This is a genomic window from Paraburkholderia kururiensis JCM 10599 = LMG 19447 (assembly GCF_003986935.1).
Lineage (GTDB): Bacteria > Pseudomonadota > Gammaproteobacteria > Burkholderiales > Burkholderiaceae > Paraburkholderia > Paraburkholderia kururiensis.
Map to the genome: position 1 here is coordinate 126,358 of NZ_RJZE01000013.1, position 19,775 is coordinate 146,132.

Here is a 19,775-nt window from a genome sequence, read left to right on the forward strand (position 1 = left end):
CAGAGAGCGGCTGAGGCCGCGACTGACGGAGACCCGACGACATGAGCGTCGCTGTGCGATTCGACGATGTCCGCAAAGACTTCGGCCCTGTGCGTGTGCTGCACGGCGTGAGCTTCGAGCTTGCGCCCGCGCGCATACACGGCCTGCTGGGCGAAAACGGCGCGGGCAAGTCGACGCTCATGAAGATTCTCGCGGGCTACGAGACGGCGACTTCGGGCGACATCCAGGTGGATGGCGCACCGTGTCGCTTCGCCGGCTCGCGCGACGCCGAAGCCGCGGGCATCGTCTTGATCCATCAGGAGTTCAATCTCGCCGAGCATCTCTCGATTGCGCAGAACATGTATCTGGGCCACGAGAAGCGGCAGCGCGGCATGGGCGGCTGGCTGCTCGACGACGCAGCCATGCGCGCCGAGGCGCGTCACTACCTCGCGCAGGTGGGCCTCGAGCGCGACCCCGACACGAAAGTGCGCGACCTGATCGTCGCCGAAAAGCAGCTGGTGGAAATTGCCAAGGCGCTGTCGCGGCGGGCGCGCCTGCTCATCATGGACGAGCCCACGGCCACGCTCACGCCCGCCGAAACCGAGCGCCTCTTCGCGTTGATGGCGAAGCTCAAGGCGGAGGGCGTCACACTCGTCTACATCTCGCACAAGCTGGACGAAGTGCAGCGCGTGACCGACGACGTCACCGTGATGCGCGACGGCCGCTTCGTCGCACGCGCGGCCACGGCTGAACTATCGCGGCAGCAGATGGCGAACCTCATGGTGGGCCGCGACGTGTCCGACATGTTTCCGGCGCGCGCGCCCGTTGCCGACAACGCGCCCGTGGCGCTGAAGGTGGAAGGCCTCGTCGTGCCCGGCTGGGTGGGCGCCCTGGGCGGGCTTGCCTTCGAAGTGCGCGCGGGCGAAGTGCTCGGCTTTGCGGGGCTGGTGGGCGCAGGACGCACCGAGGCCTTCGAAGCGATCGTCGGTTTGCGGGCGCGCACGGCCGGCACGATCGACATGGCGGGCCGGCGCGTGACGCTGAAGAACCCGCGCGACGCCATGCGCCACGGCCTCACGTACCTGAGCGAGGACCGCAAGGGCAAGGGTCTGCACGTGGACCTGAACCTGCAGGACAACCTCACGCTGATGACGCTGGAGCGCTACGCGCATCCGCTGCTCGACCTGAAGGCTGGGCGCGATGCGCTCGAAAAGGCCGTGCGCGATTTCGGCATCCGCACCGGCGATCTGGCGAGCCGCGCCCGCATGCTCTCGGGCGGCAATCAGCAGAAGCTCGCGCTTGCCAAGTTCCTGCAACCGGACCCGCGCGTAATCGTGCTCGACGAGCCCACGCGCGGCGTCGACGTGGGCGCAAAGCGCGACATCTATTTCCTGATTCACCGGCTCGCCGCCGAAGGCCGCGCCGTGATCGTGATCTCGTCCGAACTGATCGAGCTGATCGGGCTCTGCCATCGCGTGGCCGTGATGCGCGCGGGGCAGCTCGTCGCCACGCTCGGCATTGGACACCTGACCGAAGAGGAGCTGATCGCCCATGCAACCGGTACACACTGAAGCGCCGGATTCGCGCCGGGCGCGGCTTTCGTGGCGGCTCGCGCGGCGGGCCACGGGGCTTGGGCCCATCGTGGGGCTCGTCGCGCTCTGCGTGCTCGGCACGCTGCTCAACCGCGACTTCGCCACCGTCGACAACCTCATGAACGTGCTCACGCGCACGTCGTTCATCGGCATCATCGCGGTGGGCATGACGTTCGTGATCATCTCGGGCGGCATCGATCTTTCGGTGGGGTCGATGGCCGCGCTCATCGCGGGCGTCATGATCTGGGTAATGAACGCGCTTGCCACAGGCGCCGCGGGTGCCGTGGCGCACGGGCTGCCGCCGCTCGTCATCGTGCTGGCGGGCATCGTGCTCGCGCTCGTGCTGGGCGCCGCGTTCGGCTGCGCGCACGGCCTGCTCATTACGAAGGGGCGCATCGAACCGTTCATCGTGACGCTCGGCACGCTCGGCATCTTTCGCGCGGTGCTCACGTGGCTTGCGGACGGCGGTGCGCTCACGCTCGACAACACGCTCTCCGATCTGTACGGCCCTGTCTATTACGCGAGCCTCTTCGGCGTGCCGGTGCCGGTCTGGGTGTTTCTCGCCATGGCCGCGGGCGGCGCGTTGATTCTCAACCGCACCGCGTTCGGCAGACACGTGCAGGCCATCGGCTCCAACGAACAGGTGGCGCGCTATGCGGCCATTCGCGTGGATACCGTGAAGATCGTGACGTATGCGCTGCTCGGCGTATGCGTGGGCGTGGCGACGGTGCTCTACGTGCCGCGCCTCGGCTCCGCCACGCCCACCACGGGGCTGCTGTGGGAACTCGAAGCAATTGCCTCCGTGGTGGTGGGCGGCACCGCGCTCAAAGGCGGCGAAGGCCGCGTGTTGGGCACCGTGATCGGCGCGGTGCTGCTCTCGGTGATCGCGAACATTCTCAATCTCACCAGCATCATCAGCGTGTATCTGAACGCGGCGGTGCAGGGCGTGGTGATCATCGTCGTTGCGTTCCTGCAGCGCGGGCGGCGGTGAACATGTGTGCCCAGGCAGCACTCATTCGGTAGCACCTTCAGCGACACCTTTCAGCAGCACGATTCGGCAGCATCTTCAGTAGTACCTTCAGCAGCACCTTCAGCAGCACGATTCGGCAGTCTGATCCAGGAGGCAGCACAGGCAACAGTCGATCGACAACAACGGGCATACGCAGGCCCGCACAATCAGGAGACACGACCATGAAGCAGGTTATTCGAGCAATGCGAGGCCTCACCGCCGGCGTGCTGGCAGTGACGGTGGCGGCGGCGCTGGGCACGAGCAGCGCGCACGCCGACGAGAAGGTGACGCTGGGCGTCGCCATTCCCACAGCGGACCACGGCTTTACCGGCGGCATCGTGTGGTGGGCGAACAAGGCAAAGGCGGACCTCGAGAAGGCGCATCCCGATCTCAAGATCATCGTGAAGACGGCAGCCAACGCGCCCGAGCAGGCCAATCAGTTGCAGGACCTCGTCACGGTCAACCATATCAACGCGCTCGTGATCTTCCCGTATGAGTCGGCGTCGCTCACGCAGCCTGTGGCTCAGGTGAAGAAGAAGGGCGTCTACGTCACGGTGGTGGATCGCGGACTCACGGACACCAGCGCGCAAGACGCCTACGTGGCCGGCGACAACACCGCGTTCGGCCGCATTCCCGCCGAGTATCTGGCGAAGGCGCTTAACGGCAAGGGCGACATCGTCGCGCTGCGCGGCATTCCCACCACGCTCGACAACGAACGCTGGACCGCCTTCACGTCGGTGCTGAAGAACTATCCGGGCATTCGCATCCTGGATGCGAAGTACGCGAACTGGAACCGCGACGACGCGTTCAAGGTGACGCAGGACTACCTCACGCGCTTCAAGCACATCGACGCCATCTGGGCCGCGGACGACGACATGGCCGTGGGCGTGCTGAAGGCCATCGATCAGGCGAAGCGCACCGACGTCAAGATCGTGTTCGGCGGCGCGGGATCGAAGGGCATGGTGAAGAACGTGATGGACGGCGCACCGCTCATCAAGGCCGACGTTTCCTATTCGCCCAAGTTCATCTACGACGCGATCAAGCTCACGGCCGAAGCACGCCTGCAGGGCGAGCGGCTGCAAGCCACCACGATCATTCCTTCGGTGCTCATCACGAAGGAGAACGCGCACGACTTTTACTTCCCCGACTCGCCGTTCTGAGGCACAGGGCCGCCGCGCGAAGTGGTTCGCGCGGCCCGCGCTTTGGTCTTTATCCCGTTTCAGGCGATATACAGCCGACATACAGGCGACGTACAGGCGACGTACAGGCGACGTACAGGCGACGTACAGGCGACGTACAGGCGACGTACAGGCGACGTACAGGCGACGTACAGGCGAAATACGACGGAGCACCAAGGAGTTCGCACGATGAAAACCATCAAGGGTCCGGCGATCTTTCTCGCGCAGTTCACCGGCGACGAGGCGCCCTTCGACAGTCTCGCGAATCTGGCCGCGTGGGCCGCGGGGCTCGGCTTCAAGGGCATCCAGGTGCCGGCCGATCCGCGGCTTGTGGACCTTGCGCGCGCGGCGTCGAGCGATGCCTATTGCGACGAACTGCGGCAGACGGCCGACGATGCCGGCGTGGTCATCACGGAACTCACGACGCATCTGCAAGGCCAGCTCGTGGCCGTGCATCCTGCCTACGACGCGCTGTTCGACGGCTTCGCCGCGCCCGAAGTGCGCGGCAATCGCGAGGCGCGCACCGCGTGGGCCATCGACCAGCTCAAGCTCGCGGCGCGCGCCTCGCAGCGCCTGGGTCTTGCCACCCACGTCACGTTTTCGGGCGCGCTCGCGTGGCCCTACGTGTACCCGTGGCCGCAGCGCCCCGCGGGACTCGTGGAAGCAGCCTTCGACGAACTCGCACGCCGCTGGCGCCCCATTCTGGACGCGTTCGACGCGGCCGGCGTGGACGTCTGCTACGAACTGCATCCGGGCGAGGACCTGCACGACGGCGTGACCTTCGAGCGCTTTCTCGCCGCCGTGGACGGCCATGCGCGCGCGAACATCCTCTACGACCCGAGCCACTTCCTGCTGCAACAGCTCGACTACCTCGCGTTCATCGACCTCTATCACGAGCGCATCAAGGCCTTTCACGTGAAGGACGCGGAGTTTCGCCCAACCGGGCGCCAGGGCGTGTACGGCGGCTACAGCGGCTGGCTGGAGCGCGCGGGGCGCTTTCGCTCGCTCGGCGACGGCCAGATCGACTTCGGCGCGATCTTCTCGAAGATGGCGCAGTACGACTACGCGGGCTGGGCGGTGCTCGAATGGGAATGCGCGCTCAAGCACCCGCAGGACGGCGCACGCGAGGGGGCCGAGTTCATCCGGCGGCACATCATCCGCGTGGCCGAACACGCCTTCGACGACTTCGCGGGCAGCGGCGTGGACGCAGCACGCCTGCGGCACGTGCTCGGACTCTAACGCTCTGAGTGCTTTGAACGCTCGGCGGACTCGGGCTCACGCTCAGGCAGCAGGCAGCAGGCAGCAGGCAGGCGCGGCGCCGCAATCACTTACAGGGAACCAGGCGATGACACGAAAACTCAGGCTCGGCATGGTGGGCGGCGGGCAGGGCGCGTTCATCGGCGCGGTGCACCGTATCGCGGCGCGCCTCGACGGCCGCTTTGATCTCGTGGCGGGCGCGCTGTCGTCGGACCCGGCGCGCGCGCGGGCGAGCGCCGCCGAAGTGGGACTCGCGCGCTGCTACACCGACTGGCGCGAGATGGCACATCAGGAAGCCGTGCGCGAAGACGGCATCGACGCCGTCGCCATCGTTACGCCGAACCACCTGCACGCGCCCGTGGCCACGGCGTTTCTGGAAGCCGGCATTCATGTGGTCTGCGACAAGCCGCTCGCGGTGTCGCGCGCCGAGGGCGAGGCGCTTGCAACACTGGCGCGCGACACCGGGCGGCTTTTTGCGCTCACGCACACGTATTCGGGCTATCCGCTCGTGCGGCACGCGCGGCACATGGTGGAGGCGGGCGAACTGGGCGAGATCCGCATCGTGCAGGCCGAGTATGCGCAGGACTGGCTCGCGGAACCCGTCGAGCAGGGCGGCGAGAATCGCCAGGCGGCGTGGCGCACCGACCCGGCGCTCGCGGGGCCGGCGGGATGCCTCGGCGACATCGGCACACACGCGTACCACCTTGCGGCGTTCGTGAGCGGGATGACGCCGGAGTCGGTCTCGGCGGAGGTACATACGTTCGTGCCGGGGCGCCGCATCGACGATCACGTGCAGGCCATGCTGCGTTATGCGAGCGGCGCGCGCGGCATGCTGTGGGCGAGTCAGGTGGCAAGCGGCGCGGAAAACGCCTTGCGGCTGCGTGTGTACGGCACGAAGGCGAGCCTCGCGTTCGACCAGGAGCATCCGAACGAACTGTGGTTCACGCCGCGCAACGGCGAGGCGCAGCGCCTCACGCGCGGCCGCGTGCACGGTGCGGCCGCGGCGCACGCCACGCGTGTGCCGCCGGGGCATCCCGAGGGGTATCTGGAAGCGTCCGCGCAGCTCTATCTGGATGCGGCCCTGCAGATCGAGGCGCTCGACGCAGGCCGCCCCGTGCCGCCCGAAAGCCGGCTGCTCGTCACCGTGGAGGACGGCGTGGCCGGACTGCGTTTCATCGACGCCGTGCTGGCCAGCAGCGCGGCGAATAGCGCGTGGGTGAAGCTGCCTACTTCCGGCTCTTCCTGATCTGCTCTTCGAACGCGAGGTCCAGCTTGCTGGCCTTGCGGACCTTTTGCTGCGGCCCGTAGGCGTCGACGAACGCGACGAAGGCGTCGAGCGCGAGCGGGTCGCAGAGCGGCTGCCCAGCGCCCGCGGTGCGATCCACGAGATAGAACAGCCCGCCCGGCATGCCCACGGCGGCGTACTGCGGATTCCCGCTGCGCGCCTTGAGACGCTCGACGGCGTTGACTGCGCGGGTGGTGCGTGCCATAGGAATCGACTCTCCTGAAAATTGAGCGGGCGGGCGGCGGATGCTTTCGAGGGGCCGCGCTTACTGGCTCAGGTACACGAACTTGCCGCCGCGGACGATACCCATCACGCTTGCGCGCTGATCGAGCCCCACGTGGTCCTTCGCGCTCGTATTCACCACGCCGTTGGGCACCACGAGTTCGTGTGCGTGCTCCAGTTCGTTGCGCAGCGCCACGCGGAATTCGGTGGTGCCGGGTTGGGCCGTTTTCAGTGCGCGCGCCACGGCGTCTTCGAGGCGCGGGTAGACGCCCGCCGCGTCGCCCGCGAACTGCGTTACGGTGCCCGGACCGTACTTCGCCTCGTAGGCGTTCACGAACGCAAGCGCCGCCTTCTTCGCCGGATGATCCGCAGGCAGCGTGCGCGCCACCACCACGGGCTGTGTGGGGAACAGCGTGCCTTCCACGTCCTTGCCGCCCAGCTTGATGAACTCCGGCGTGGCGATGCCGTGCGTCTGATAGATCGGTCCCTTGAAGCCGCGTTCGACAAGCGTGCGCTGCGGCAGCACCGTCGGCGTGCCCGCGCCGGCGATCAGCACGGCGTCCGGCTTCGCCGCCATCAGCTTGAGCACCTGGCCCGTCACGCTGGCGTCCGTGCGGTTGTAGCGTTCCGTTGCCACCACCTGGATGTGGCGCAGCTCCGCGAACTTCGTGAACTCGCTGAGCCAGCTGTCGCCGTAGCTGTCCGCGAAGCCGATGAAGCCCACCGTCTTCACGTTGTGGTTGGCCATGTAGCGCGTCATCACGTCAGCCATGGCGCGGTCGGTCTGCGCCATCTTGTAGGCCCACACGCGCTTGCCTTCTTGCGGCTCCACGACGGAGGCCGAGCCGATCAGCGTGATCATCGGCGTCTGGCTTTCGGCGACGGGGTCGAGCGCCGCAAGCGCGGCCGGCGTGATGTTGGGGCCCACGATCACGTCGACGTGGTCTTCGTTGATGAGCTTGCGGATGTTGCGCACGGCGGCGCCGGGGTCGGAGCCGTCGTCGAGCACGATGTACTGCGCGTTCTGGCCGGCGATGGTCTTCGGCCACATCAGCATGGCGTTCTTGCTCGTGATGCCGATGGCGGCGGCCGGGCCGGTGCTCGAGAGGTCGATGCCGACCTTGATGTCGGCGCGTGCGGCCGGCGCGGCCAATGCGAACGACGCGACACAGGAAACGGCGGCCGCACGGGCCAGCGCGCGCAGGGGCTTGAACGACGTCATGAAGATCTCCAGGCAGGTTTTGGAAGTTATCGATGCGGCGGGTCCAGGCTTTTTAGTGCGATGGCGCCGCTTTTTTTTTGCGTTGTCGTTGAATCTGTCTTGCGATGTCCGGGCGAGTTTACGGGAACGCGCTGCGCAGCCGGAAGCTCATAGTTCATACGTTTCGTGCTCGCCCTTGAGCGCCTGCTCCACGAGCCGGCGGTTCAGGCTGGGCGAGAGCAGTTCCACGAGCGTGTAGACGTAGCTGCGCAGGTACGCGCCCTGTTTGAGCGCCACGCGCGTTACGTTGCCGCCGAACAGGTGCCCCACGGGCATGGCGCGCAACTGGCGGTCGCGCTCGGGGTTGAAGGCGATGTCGGCCATGATGCCCACGCCGAGCCCCAGTTCGACGTAGGTCTTGATGACGTCGGCGTCGATGGCTTCGAGCACGATGTCCGGCGACAGCCCGCGCAGCTGGAACGCCTGGTCGATGCGCGAGCGGCCCGCGAAGGCATTGTCGTAGGTGATGAGCGGAAATTGGGCCAGATCGTCGAGTGAAAGCGACTTGCGGGCGAGCAGCGGGTGGTCGGGCGGCATGACGGCTACGTGATGCCACTGGAAGCATGGCAGCGACACCAGATCCTTGTAGCCGGCGATGGCTTCCGTCGCGATGGCGAGGTCGGCCTGGTCGCGCAGTACCAGTTCGGCCACCTGGGTGGGGCTGCCTTGCAAAATTGAAAGGTGGACCTTCGGAAAGCGCCGCTTGAACTCGGCGATGGCGGCCGGCAGCGAGTAGCGCGCCTGGGTGTGGGTGGCGGCGATGATCAGGTTGCCCTGATCCTGGGCGGCGTAGTCCTTGCCGACGCGTTTCAGGGTCTCCACTTCCTGCAGAATCCGCTCGACCGAGGCGAGTATGATGCGGCCCGGCTCCGTGAGGGAGCGCACCCGCTTGCCGTGGCGCGTGAAGATTTCCACGCCCAGCTCGTCCTCCAGCTCGATGATCGCCTTCGAGACGCCCGGCTGGCTCGTATACAGCGCCTTGGCGGCTTCGGTGAGGTTGAAGTTCTGGCGGACCGCCTCGCGGACGAAGCGGAACTGGTGCAGGTTCATTTATAACCTCTCCGCATATCAAAAGAATTTTTAAGTCGTTTGGAATCTAAGGGCAGTTTATTACGATCTATCAAACTTTTCCAATATGGATATCTGTTTTTGTCATTTGCAAATGAGCCGGCGCCGTGGGCCGGCTTGCAGCGGTGGCAGGCACCATCATCCGGGCGCGGCGTAACCGGAACGTCGCGTTGAGTGCAACTGAGGCAACTGAGCAACCCTGGGGTCCCCGAATGTACCAATACGATCAGTACGACCAGACCATCGTCGACGAGCGCGTCGCGCAGTACCGCGACCAGGTTCGCCGCCGGCTGTCGGGCGAATTGAGCGAAGAAGAGTTCCGCCCGCTGCGGCTGCAGAACGGCCTGTACATGCAGCGCCACGCGTACATGCACCGCATCGCCATTCCCTACGGCAACCTGCGCAGCGACCAGCTGCGCATGCTGGCACGCATCGCGCGCGAGCACGACCGCGGTTACGGCCACTTTTCGACGCGCACCAACATCCAGTACAACTGGATCAAGCTCGAAGAGACGCCGGACCTGCTCGCGAAGCTCGCCTCGGTGCAGATGCACGGCATCCAGACCTCGGGCAACTGCATCCGCAACATCACGGCCGACCAGTTCGCCGGCGTGGCGCCCGACGAGATCGTCGACCCGCGTCCGTGGGCCGAAGTGCTGCGCCAGTGGTCCACGTTCCACCCCGAATTTGCCTGGCTGCCGCGCAAGTTCAAGATCGCCGTGTGCGGCTCGAAGGAAGACCGCATCGCCGTGCAGATCCACGACCTCGGCGTCTATCTGAAGAGGAACGAGGCGGGCGAAGTGGTGGCCAGCATCCTGGCGGGCGGCGGTCTGGGCCGCACGCCGATCGTCGGCGCCATCATCAGGGAAGACCTGCCCTGGCAGCATCTGCTCACGTACTGCGAAGCCGTGCTGCGCGTCTACAACCGCTACGGCCGCCGCGACAACATGTACAAGGCGCGCATCAAGATTCTCGTGAAGGCGCTCTCGCCCGCGAAGTTCGCGCAGCAGGTGGAAGAGGAGTGGCAGCACCTGAAGGACGGCCCGTCCACGCTCACGCGCGAAGAAGTGGAGCGCGTGGCGCAGTACTTCACGCCGCCCGCCTACGAAAAGCTCGCGGATACGGACGCGTCCTACGAAAAGCATCTGCTCGAGAACCGCGCTTTCGCGCGCTGGGTGGAGCGCAACGTGCGCCCGCACCGCGTGCCGGGCTACGCGGCTGTCACGCTGTCGCTCAAGCGCACCGGCACGCCGCCGGGCGACGCCACGGACACGCAGATGGAAGCCGTGGCCGACTGGGCCGACCGCTACGCGTTCGGCCAGGTCCGCGTCTCGCACGAGCAGAACCTGATTCTCGCGGACGTGAAGAAGCATGACCTGTTCGAGCTGTGGACCCTCGCGAAAGAGCAGGGCTTCGCCACGCCGAACATCGGTCTGCTGACCGACATCATCGCGTGCCCGGGCGGCGACTTCTGCTCGCTCGCGAACGCGAAGTCGATTCCGATCGCGCAGGCCATCCAGGAGCGCTTCGACGACCTCGACTACGTGCACGACCTCGGCGACCTGTCGCTCAACATCTCGGGGTGCATGAATTCGTGCGGCCACCATCACGTCGGCAACATCGGCGTGCTGGGCGTCGACAAGGACGGCGCCGAGTGGTACCAGGTGTCGCTCGGCGGCGAACAGGGCATGGGCGCGCAAGGCTCGCGCCTTGGCCGCGTGATCGGCCCGTCGTTCTCGGCCGGCGAAATGCCGGACGTGGTGTCGAGCATCGTCGATACGTTCGTCGACAACCGCATCGACGGCGAGCGTTTCATCGACACCTACAACCGCATCGGCATCGCGCCGTTCAAGGAGCGCGTCTACGCGTCGCGCCAGCCGGCCCACGCGTAAAGCGCAGCACCGAAACGAGGATAGACAGTAAATGGCCTGGATCATCAAGAACCGCGCGGTAACCGAAGACAACTGGACGGTGGTGCGCCCCGCCGAAGACGGCTCGCTGCCTGCCGTAGGCGCGTTGCCCGCCGGCAAGGTGCTCGTGCCGCTCGCGCTGTGGAAGAACGAGCGCGCCGCGCTGAGCGCCGCGCGTCCCGCAGCCGAACTCGGCGTGTGGCTCGCGCCCGATAGCGAACCGGCAGACATCGCCGGCGACTTCGAACACGTGTCGCTCATCGGCATCGACTTTCCGGTGTTTCGCGACGGCCGCGGCTATTCGATCGCGCGGCTCTTGCGCGAGCGCTACGGCTACAAGGGCGAATTGCGCGCCATCGGCGACGTGCTGCGCGACCAGCTCAACTACCTCTCGCGCTGCGGCTTCGATTCGTTCGCGGTGCGCGCCGACAAGGACATCCACGACGCACTGAACGCATTCAAGGAGTTCACGGTGCAGTACCAGTCCGCGGTCGACACCCCGCTGCCGCTGTTCCGTCGCCGCGAGGCCGGTGCCGCGGCCGTGGCGGCCAAGGTGGGCGCATGAGCACCACAACTAACGTCACTAATGTCACCAACGCCGCTGGCGCCGCGCCGCAAGCCGTGACACCCGAACTGGCCGCGAAGATCGCGCGACTCGACGCGCTGCTCGATTCCATCGCCGCGCGCCACGAGCGCGTCAAGTTCGCGAGCAGCCTCGCGGCCGAAGACATGCTGCTCACACACGCCATCCTCTCGCGCGGCGTGTCGATCGGCATCTTCTCGCTCAACACGGGGCGCCTGCATGCGGAAACGCTGGGCATGATCGATCGCGTGCGCGAGCGCTACGGCTACGAGATCGAGCAGTTCCATCCGCAACAGGCCGCCGTCGACGAATACGCGGCCGCGCACGGACTCAACGCCTTCTACGAGAGCGTGGAACTGCGCAAGCGCTGCTGCGAGATTCGCAAGGTGGAGCCGCTTAACCGCGCGCTGGCCGACGTTTCCGCCTGGGTGACGGGCCAGCGCCGCGAGCAGTCGGTGACGCGCGCGGAACTGCACGAGGAAGAGCACGACGGGGCGCGTAATATTGCGAAGTACAACCCGCTTGCGGACTGGACCGAAGCCGACGTCTGGAACTATCTGCGTGCCTTCGACGTGCCGGTGAACCCGCTGCACGCACGCGGCTATCCGAGCATCGGCTGCGAGCCGTGCACGCGCGCCGTGCGCCCCGGCGAAGACAGCCGCGCGGGACGCTGGTGGTGGGAGTCGCGCGACACGAAGGAATGCGGCCTGCACATCACCATTCCGATTGCGGCGGCGAGCGAGAACGCTTCTGCCTGAAGCCGGACCGACGAAAAGATTGAAGACCCTGTGCTGCGGGCCAACCGCCCGCGGCGCGAACGAACGAAGGACCCGAACATGAGCACGACGCTCGATTCCGCTGTTGCCGCACCGATTCCGAATACGGCGAACCGCATGGACCATCTCGACTGGCTCGAAGCCGAGTCGATCCACATCCTGCGCGAGCTGGTTGCCGAGTGCAGCAAGCCGGCGCTGCTGTTCTCGGGCGGCAAGGACTCGGTCGTGGTGCTGCACCTCGCGTTGAAGGCGTTCGGCCTCGGCGCGAACCGCCAGACCTCGCTGCCGTTCCCGCTCGTGCACATCGACACGGGCCACAACTACGACGAAGTGATCGACTTCCGCGACCGCCGCGCGAAGGAAATCGGCGCGCAACTCGTGGTGGGCCACGTCGAAGATTCGATTCGCCGCGGCACGGTGCGTCTGCGCCGCGAAACGGATTCGCGCAACGCGGCGCAGGCCGTCACGCTGCTCGAGACCATTGAAGCGCACGGCTTCACGGCGATGATCGGCGGCGCGCGCCGCGACGAAGAGAAGGCCCGCGCGAAGGAGCGCATCTTCTCGTTCCGCGACGAATTCGGCCAGTGGGACCCGAAGGCGCAGCGCCCGGAACTGTGGAGCCTCTACAACGCGCGCCTGCATGCCGGCGAACACCTGCGCGTGTTCCCCATCTCGAACTGGACCGAACTCGACGTGTGGCAATACATCGCGCGCGAAGGGCTCGAACTGCCGTCCATCTACTACGCGCACCAGCGCGAGATCGTGCGCCGCAACGGCCTGCTCGTGCCTGTCACGCCGCTCACGCCGATGCGCGAGGGCGAAACGAGCGAGACCGCGCTCGTGCGTTTTCGCACCGTGGGCGACATCAGCTGCACGTGCCCCGTGGAAAGCGATGCGGACAACGTCGAGAAGATCATTGCCGAGACGGCGGTAACCGAGATCACCGAACGGGGCGCGACGCGGATGGACGACCAGACCTCCGAAGCCGCGATGGAACAGCGCAAGAAGCAAGGTTATTTCTGAAGCACACGAGGACGAAGCAATGAGCACCGCAATTCACCAGCCTGAAGACCTCGGCGTGCTGCGTTTCATCACGGCAGGCAGCGTCGACGACGGCAAGAGCACGCTGATCGGCCGCCTGCTGTACGACAGCAAGGCCGTGCTGTCGGACCAGCTTTCCGCGCTTTCGCGCGCGAAGAACAAGCGCACCGTGGGCGACGAGATCGACCTCTCGCTGTTGACCGACGGCCTCGAAGCCGAGCGCGAGCAGGGCATCACGATCGACGTCGCGTACCGCTACTTCGCCACGGCCAAGCGCAAGTTCATCATCGCGGACACGCCGGGCCACGAGCAGTACACGCGCAACATGGTGACGGGCGCCTCCACGGCGCACGCTGCCATCATCCTGATCGACGCCACGCGCGTCACGTTCGAAAACGGCGACGCGCAACTGCTGCCGCAAACGAAGCGCCACAGCGCCATCGTGAAGCTGCTCGGTCTGCAGCACGTGATCGTCGCGATCAACAAGATGGACCTCGTGGACTTCAGCGAAGCGCGCTTCAACGAAATCCGCGACGCCTACGTGGCGCTCGCGCGCCAACTGGGTCTTGTCGACGTGCGCTTCGTGCCGGTCTCGGCGCTCAAGGGCGACAACATCGTAACCGCGAGCGAACGCATGCCGTGGTACGCGGGCGAGCCGCTGCTCGACGTGCTGGAAGCGCTGCCGGTGGAACAGGCTACGGGCGATGCCCTGCGTTTCCCGGTGCAGTGGGTGGCGCGTCAGGACGGCAGCAGCGCCGACGACTTCCGTGGCTACATGGGCCGCGTGGAAGCCGGCGAGGTGAAGGTGGGCGATACGATCGTCGTGCTGCCGGCCGGCCGCGAGGCCACTGTGGCCGAGATCATCGCGCCGGTGCCCGGCGGCACGGCGGCGGTGGAGCGCGCGTTCGCGGGCCAGACCGTGACGATTCGCCTTGGCGAAGACGTGGACGTCTCGCGCGGCGACACCTTCGTGCTGCGCGCCGATGCGCCCACGCCGGCGAAGAAGCTCGAAGCGGACCTCTGCTGGTTCGACGAAGAGCCGCTCTCGCCGCAGCGCAAGTACCTGCTCAAGCAGACGACGAGCACCGTGTTCGCGCGCATCGGCGCCGTGAAGCAGGTGCTGGACGTGCATACGCTCTCGCACGCAACCGACCGCGCCGATCTCGCAATGAACGACATCGGCCGCGTGGCGCTTACGCTGCAAAAGCCGATCGTCTGCGATACCTACGACGCGCATCCGGGCACGGGCGCATTCGTGCTGATCGACGAAGCGACGCACCACACCGTGGCCGCTGGCATGATCCGTGCGTTTTCTGCCTGAGTGAAAATGACGGGGCGCGCGGCGGTCTGGACGACGCGCGGCGCGCCACCGAACACGGCCAGACGGAGCTGAAGGAAAACATGGGCAAGGTGTACTTGATTGGTGCAGGGCCGGGTGCGGCAGATCTCATTACGGTGCGCGGGGCGCGGCTTCTGGGCACGGCGGACGTGGTGCTGCACGACGCACTCGTCGAGCCGGCCATGCTCGACTACGCACCGCAGGCGCACAAGATCGCGGTGGGCAAGCGCTGCGGCCAGCGCTCCACGGCCCAGCACTTCATCAACAAGCAGATTGTCGACGCGGCACGCGAGCACGCCGTGGTGGTGCGTCTGAAGGGTGGCGACCCCATGCTGTTCGGCCGCGCCGACGAGGAAATGCGCGCGCTGGACGCGGCCGGCATCGAGTACGAGATCGTGCCCGGCATTACCGCGGCGCTGGCATCGGCGGCGGCGCTGCGTCGTCCGCTGACGCTGCGTGGCGTGGCGCGCAGCGTGGCGCTCGCCACGCACAGCCGCGCGCCGGATACAGAGGCGATCCGCGAGCAGGTCAACGCGGATTCGCTCGTCTTCTATATGGGCCGCGATAGCGGGCCGGACATCGCGCGTGAGCTGATCGATGCGGGCCGCGCAGCCGATACGCCCGTGGCCATCGTGGAAGCGTGCAGCACGGCACGCGAGCGCACCCTCACGCTCACGCTCGAGCGGCTTGCCGCGGGCGAAGCGCAGGCATGGCTCGATCCGCTGCAACCCAGTCTGCTGATGATCGGCGAAGCGTTCGCCGAGCGCGCGGCGTTGTTGCCATCGGTGGAAAAAGAAGGGGACGACGACGGCAGCGAAGGCGGCAGCAAGGGCCGCATGCGCTTTGCGGCGTGATGCTCAGCCGGCGCCGTCTGTGGGCGTGGGCGCGTTCGTGACCGCGAGGCAATAGCGCACGATCGCGTCCAGCACGGCGTCGTCTTCGCCCACCGCGCCCACGCTGCGAATCACCACGCCCGGGTGCGCCGCCCGGCACTGCTCGATGATGGCCGGCAGATCCCGCCTCACATGGCCGCCCTGGCCGAAAAACACCGGCACGACCGTTACTTCGCTGCATCCCGCGGCCACCTGTGCCGCCACGGCGGCGGGCAGGTCCGGCGACATCAATTCCAGAAACGCGAGACTCACCGGCCCCGCCGCGCTGTGCGCAGCGGCGAGCCGCGCCGCGAGCCGCTCGAACGGCTCGGCCCAGCGGGCATCGCGTGCCCCGTGGCCGAATAGAACGATGCCGTGTGCGCTCATGGCAGGGACTCCCGAGGAAAGCTAAGGCGTTCGTCGTACCGCCGCGGTACAGCGGCGGCGGGATGACGATGCGACGTCAGTGCCGATCCACCCACTTCAGCCCGAACAGACCGAGGGCGAGATAGATCAGCCCCGGTGTGGCGGCCGTGATCGGTGCGGGCCACGTGTTCAGCGTACCGATGTGCGAGAACAGCGTATTGAAGAGCTGGAAGCTCATGCCGAGCATGATGCCGCCGAACACCTTCATGCCCACCACGCCCGCGCGCGTGTGCAGATACGCGAACGGCATGGAAAGCACCAGCATCACGAATACCGCGAACGGGTAGAGCAGCTTTTTCCACAGCGCAATTTCGTAGCGCTGCGTGTCCTGATGGTTCTCGGTCAGATGCTGGATGTAGCGGAACAGATTGAACATCGACATGCGGTCTGGCGCGACGAGCAGCACCGAGAGAATCTGCGGCGTGAGCTCCGAGCGCAGCGAGTATTCGGGCAGCGTGATCTGCTGCGCGCGATATACCGGGTTGAGCGCGTCCTTGCTCTGGCCGCTGGGCGACGCGACGTCCACGAGTTGCGTGTCGGTCACATCGGTCAGTTTCCAGTGGCCGGGCGGCTGGTACACGCCGCTCTTCGCGATCCGCACGTTCGAGAGCCGGAACTTCGAGTCGAATTCGTAGATGCGTACGTTGCTGATGGTGGCGTCGGGCTTGAGTTCGCCCACGTTCACGAAGCGCGTGACCTGCTCGCCGTCGGCGCGCGCCGAAAGCGTGTCTTTGACCCACACGCCCGACTCGAAGTTGGTCGACACCGCGGAGCCCAGCGCTTCGAGCCGCACGCGTTCGGACAACTGGTCGGTGTAAGGGCCCACCACTTCGCCGATCAGATACGTGATGAGCACGATCGGAATGCCGATCTTCAACAGCGAGCGCAGCGCCTGACCGGTTGCGAGACCCGAAACGCGGAAGATCGTGTATTCCGAATTCGCGGCCATCTGCGCGAACACGTAGATCGAGCTGATCAGTGCCGCGACCGGAATGATCTCGTAGAAGCGCGACGGCGTTTGCAGCGCGACGCGCAGCACCGCGTAGCCGAACTTGTAGTTGCCGTGCCCGACCGAGTTCAGTTCGTTGATGAGGTCGAAAAAGAAGAACAGACCCGAAAACGCGAACAGGATGAAGACAAACGTCAGGTAGACCTGGCGCGCGAAATACCGCTCGTAGATGCGCATGGGTCAGGCTCCCTGCGCGCGGCTCGCGCGGCTGAACATGGCACGCGAGATCAACGGGCGATTGCGCACCCGCAGCCAGAAGATGAACACCACGAGCGCGGCGACCACGACGTGCAGCGCGACAAGGCCGACGCCGAACGAGACCTTGCCCTGTTCGATCCACGATTGCACGACGTTGAGCAGATTCGAGTAGGTCAGGTAAATGAGCACGGCCATCACGAGATTGATGGTGCGGCCGCGACGCGGATTCTGGTAGGCGAGCGGGATGGCGAGCAGCATCAGGTTGATGGCGATGAGCGGCAGGCCCGCGCGCCACGCGATTTCCGCGAGGTTGTCGCGCGTGGGCTTGCGCAGCAGATCGAGCGTCGAGGTACCCGTGGTGGTGGGCGTCGAGACCACGGGCTGGCTCTGGATCTTCACGCCGTAGCGCTCGAATTCCATGATGCGAAAGTCCGGGTGCCCCGGTTCGCCGTCGTAGCGGCGGCCGTTGTCGAGCACGACGAAGCGGTCGCCGTTCTTCTGCGTTTCCGTGTGGCCGTACTTCGAGACGATCACGTTCACCTTGCCGTTCTCCGTGCTCGTCACGAACACGTTTTCCACCTTGCTCTGGTCCGGCGTCATCTTCTCGATGAAGAACACGCGGTGCGTGGTGGCCGATTCGCGGAACTGGCCCGGCGCGAGCAGCGAAACTTCGTCGCGCTGCTGGAAGCGCTGGCGGATCAGCTTGCTCTGCTGGTTCGACCACGGCCAGCCCACGAACGCGAAGAACACGATGAGGATGATGATGGGCGTGGCGAAGACGCCCACCGGTTTGATGAGGCGCGTGAGACTCACGCCCGAGGCGAGCCACACCACCATCTCGGAGTCTTTGTACCAGCGCGTGAGCACGAACAGGATCGACACGAACAGCGTCACGACGAGCATGACGGCGAGATAACCGATCACGGTGAGCCCGATCAGCACCAGCACGTCGCGCGGGTCGATTTCGCCCGATGCCGCGAAGCCGACGATGCGGATCATCATCGTCGTGAGCATGATCGTGAGCAGCACCATGAACACGGCGCCAGCCGTGTACGCAAGTTCGCGCTGGAGGGAGCGTTCGAAGATCATTCTTGATGAGAAGAGCGGGAGGTTCTGGCACGAGGCCGCGCGTCGTGCGCTAGACCTTGGCAGCCGCCGCGGGAAAAATAGCGGATAATTGCGGCTTTCATCCTAAGCCCAGATTTTATCCGAGGACAAGCGCGATGGACTTTAGCATAAAAGCCTGTGATTGGAGCAAAGGGGCCCAGAGCGGGTTCCTGACCGGAAAATCGGACTGCGTCGTGATCGGCGTGTTCGAGTCGCAAAGTCTTTCGGGCGCCGCGCTCGCCATCGACGAAGCGACCAAGGGGCTCATCACGCGCATCGTCAAGGCCGGCGACATGGAAGGCAAGGCGGGCAGCACGCTGTTCCTGCACGAAGTGCAGGGCATCGGCGCCTCCCGCGTGTTGCTGGTCGGCCTTGGCAAACAGGATGCGTTCACGCAGAAGGCTTACGGCGAAGCGGTCAAGGCGGCGTGGCGCGCCATCCTCGGCACGAAGATCGTGCAGGTCACGTTCACGCTGCCGCAACTGCCCGTCAAGGAGCGTTCGTCGGACTGGGCCGTGCGTGCCGCGCTCCTCGCGCTGCGCAGCGAAACGTACCGCTTCACGCAGATGAAGAGCAAGCCGGACACGACGCCGCGCGCACTCAAGCGCATCGTGTTCTCGGTGGACGCCGCCGACGAGAAAGCAGCGAAGGTGGCTGCGAAGCAAGGCGTTGCGCTCGCCAACGGCATGGACCTCACGCGCGACCTCGGCAATCTGCCGGGCAACGTCTGTACGCCGACCTATCTCGGCAACGTCGCGAAGAAGCTCGCAAAGGACTGGAAGCTCAAGGTCGAGGTGCTCGGCCAGAAGCAGATCGAAGCCCTCAAGATGGGCTCGTTCCTCTCGGTTACGCGCGGCTCGGTCGAGCCGCCGCAGTTCATCGTGCTCCAGTATCAGGGCGCGGGCGCGAAAGAGGCGCCGGTGGTGCTGGCGGGCAAGGGCATCACGTTCGACACGGGCGGCATCTCGCTCAAGCCGGGCGAGGCCATGGACGAGATGAAGTACGACATGTGCGGCGCGGGCTCCGTGCTCGGCACGATGCGCGCGGTTGCCGAAATGGGCCTGAAGCTGAACGTGGTCGCGCTGGTTCCCACCTGCGAGAACATGCCTGCCGGCAACGCGACGAAGCCGGGCGACATCGTGACGAGCATGTCGGGCACGACGATCGAAGTGCTCAATACCGACGCCGAAGGCCGTCTCATTCTGTGCGACGCGCTCACCTACGCGGAGCGCTTCAAGCCCGCCGCCGTGGTGGACGTCGCCACGCTCACGGGCGCCTGCATCATCGCGCTCGGCCATCACAACGCGGGCCTCTTCTCGAAGGACGATGCGCTCGCGGGCGAACTGCTCGACGCGTCGCGCGAAGCCGACGATCCGGCCTGGCGCATGCCGCTCGACGACGAATACCAGGACCAGCTGAAGTCGAACTTCGCGGACGTCGCCAACATCGGCGGCCGTCCCGCGGGCAGCGTGACGGCGGCGTGCTTCCTGTCGCGCTTCACGCAGGCGTACTCGTGGGCGCACCTCGACATCGCCGGCGTGGCCTGGAAGAGCGGCGCCGCCAAGGGCGCGACGGGTCGCCCCGTGCCGCTGCTCACGCAGTTCCTGATCGATCGCGCGGCGCAGTGATCGGCGTGGTATTGCACGCGGCGTGCGGCGCGCTC

Annotated in this window: 18 protein-coding genes; 12 read left to right on the plus strand and 6 right to left on the minus strand. The window is 66.2% G+C overall.

The genetic code is table 11. From position 1 onward, the window contains the following. Nucleotides 1–41 precede the first annotated feature (41 nt). The 5 genes from PKKP23_RS17200 to PKKP23_RS17220 all read left to right on the plus strand — a co-directional run bounded on the left by PKKP23_RS17200 (nt 42) and on the right by PKKP23_RS17220 (nt 6,261). Entirely contained in the window at nt 42–1,550 is a 1,509-nt protein-coding gene (locus PKKP23_RS17200; RefSeq protein WP_126877793.1) for a sugar ABC transporter ATP-binding protein, read from the plus strand. After that, complete coding sequence (locus tag PKKP23_RS17205) at nt 1,531–2,562, plus strand: ABC transporter permease (RefSeq protein WP_017773136.1); 1,032 nt, start codon at nt 1,531–1,533, stop codon at nt 2,560–2,562. The genes PKKP23_RS17200 and PKKP23_RS17205 overlap by 20 nt, the downstream gene beginning before the upstream one ends. Before the next feature lie 200 nt (nt 2,563–2,762). Beyond that, nucleotides 2,763–3,740, plus strand: coding sequence for a substrate-binding domain-containing protein (locus tag PKKP23_RS17210; RefSeq protein WP_026121115.1), 978 nt, complete (start codon nt 2,763–2,765; stop codon nt 3,738–3,740). Between the two features lie 207 nt (nt 3,741–3,947). Further along, entirely contained in the window at nt 3,948–4,997 is a 1,050-nt protein-coding gene (locus tag PKKP23_RS17215; RefSeq protein ID WP_126877794.1) for a sugar phosphate isomerase/epimerase family protein, read from the plus strand. A 106-nt stretch (nt 4,998–5,103) separates the two neighbouring features. Then, complete coding sequence (locus tag PKKP23_RS17220) at nt 5,104–6,261, plus strand: Gfo/Idh/MocA family protein (RefSeq protein ID WP_126877795.1); 1,158 nt, start codon at nt 5,104–5,106, stop codon at nt 6,259–6,261. On the opposite strand, the gene PKKP23_RS17225 is transcribed toward PKKP23_RS17220, so the two are convergent. The 3 genes from PKKP23_RS17225 to PKKP23_RS17235 all read right to left on the minus strand — a co-directional run bounded on the left by PKKP23_RS17225 (nt 6,242) and on the right by PKKP23_RS17235 (nt 8,833). Next, nucleotides 6,242–6,505, minus strand: coding sequence for a hypothetical protein (locus tag PKKP23_RS17225; protein ID WP_126877796.1), 264 nt, complete (start codon nt 6,503–6,505; stop codon nt 6,242–6,244). The genes PKKP23_RS17220 and PKKP23_RS17225 overlap by 20 nt on opposite strands. Nucleotides 6,506–6,565: 60 nt before the next feature. Further along, a complete protein-coding gene (locus PKKP23_RS17230; RefSeq protein WP_017773141.1) occupies nt 6,566–7,744 on the minus strand; it encodes an ABC transporter substrate-binding protein in 1,179 nt (392 codons plus the stop codon). Nucleotides 7,745–7,891: 147 nt separating this feature from the next. Then, entirely contained in the window at nt 7,892–8,833 is a 942-nt protein-coding gene (locus tag PKKP23_RS17235) for a CysB family HTH-type transcriptional regulator (RefSeq protein WP_017773142.1), read from the minus strand. A gap of 230 nt (nt 8,834–9,063) precedes the next feature. Between PKKP23_RS17235 and PKKP23_RS17240 the strand changes: the two genes are divergently transcribed. The 6 genes from PKKP23_RS17240 (at nt 9,064) to cobA (ending at nt 15,354) form a co-directional block, all read left to right on the plus strand. Beyond that, the gene (locus PKKP23_RS17240) at nt 9,064–10,743 is read left to right on the plus strand and encodes a nitrite/sulfite reductase (RefSeq protein ID WP_126877797.1); all 1,680 of its coding nucleotides are present in this window, start codon (nt 9,064–9,066) and stop codon (nt 10,741–10,743) included. Between the two features lie 31 nt (nt 10,744–10,774). Continuing rightward, the gene (locus tag PKKP23_RS17245; RefSeq protein ID WP_126877798.1) at nt 10,775–11,326 is read left to right on the plus strand and encodes a DUF934 domain-containing protein; all 552 of its coding nucleotides are present in this window, start codon (nt 10,775–10,777) and stop codon (nt 11,324–11,326) included. Then, entirely contained in the window at nt 11,323–12,102 is a 780-nt protein-coding gene (locus tag PKKP23_RS17250) for a phosphoadenylyl-sulfate reductase (RefSeq protein WP_126877799.1), read from the plus strand. The genes PKKP23_RS17245 and PKKP23_RS17250 overlap by 4 nt, the downstream gene beginning before the upstream one ends. A gap of 78 nt (nt 12,103–12,180) precedes the next feature. Then, nucleotides 12,181–13,143 carry a sulfate adenylyltransferase subunit CysD gene (cysD, locus tag PKKP23_RS17255; RefSeq protein ID WP_026121116.1) on the plus strand — a complete coding sequence of 321 codons (963 nt, stop codon included), beginning with the start codon at nt 12,181–12,183 and terminating at the stop codon, nt 13,141–13,143. Nucleotides 13,144–13,162: 19 nt separating this feature from the next. Further along, nucleotides 13,163–14,482 (plus strand): sulfate adenylyltransferase subunit 1, encoded by a 1,320-nt coding sequence (locus PKKP23_RS17260; RefSeq protein ID WP_126877800.1) that lies wholly within the window; start codon nt 13,163–13,165, stop codon nt 14,480–14,482. 80 nt (nt 14,483–14,562) lie between these two features. Continuing rightward, nucleotides 14,563–15,354, plus strand: a complete 792-nt coding sequence (gene cobA / locus PKKP23_RS17265; RefSeq protein WP_114809466.1) for a uroporphyrinogen-III C-methyltransferase — start codon at nt 14,563–14,565, stop codon at nt 15,352–15,354. Nucleotides 15,355–15,357: 3 nt separating this feature from the next. Here the strand turns inward: cobA and PKKP23_RS17270 are convergent, their stop codons facing one another. From PKKP23_RS17270 to lptF, 3 genes are all read right to left on the minus strand, one after another. Continuing rightward, nucleotides 15,358–15,759: a sirohydrochlorin chelatase gene (locus tag PKKP23_RS17270; protein WP_126877801.1), complete on the minus strand. Its 402-nt coding sequence runs from the start codon at nt 15,757–15,759 to the stop codon at nt 15,358–15,360. A 76-nt stretch (nt 15,760–15,835) separates the two neighbouring features. After that, a complete protein-coding gene (gene lptG, locus PKKP23_RS17275) occupies nt 15,836–16,984 on the minus strand; it encodes an LPS export ABC transporter permease LptG (protein WP_017773150.1) in 1,149 nt (382 codons plus the stop codon). A 3-nt stretch (nt 16,985–16,987) separates the two neighbouring features. Next, nucleotides 16,988–18,094: an LPS export ABC transporter permease LptF gene (gene lptF, locus PKKP23_RS17280; protein WP_017773151.1), complete on the minus strand. Its 1,107-nt coding sequence runs from the start codon at nt 18,092–18,094 to the stop codon at nt 16,988–16,990. A gap of 134 nt (nt 18,095–18,228) precedes the next feature. Here lptF and PKKP23_RS17285 point away from each other — a divergent pair, with 134 nt between their 5' ends. Beyond that, a complete protein-coding gene (locus PKKP23_RS17285) occupies nt 18,229–19,740 on the plus strand; it encodes a leucyl aminopeptidase (protein ID WP_126877802.1) in 1,512 nt (503 codons plus the stop codon). Nucleotides 19,741–19,775: the final 35 nt, after the last annotated feature.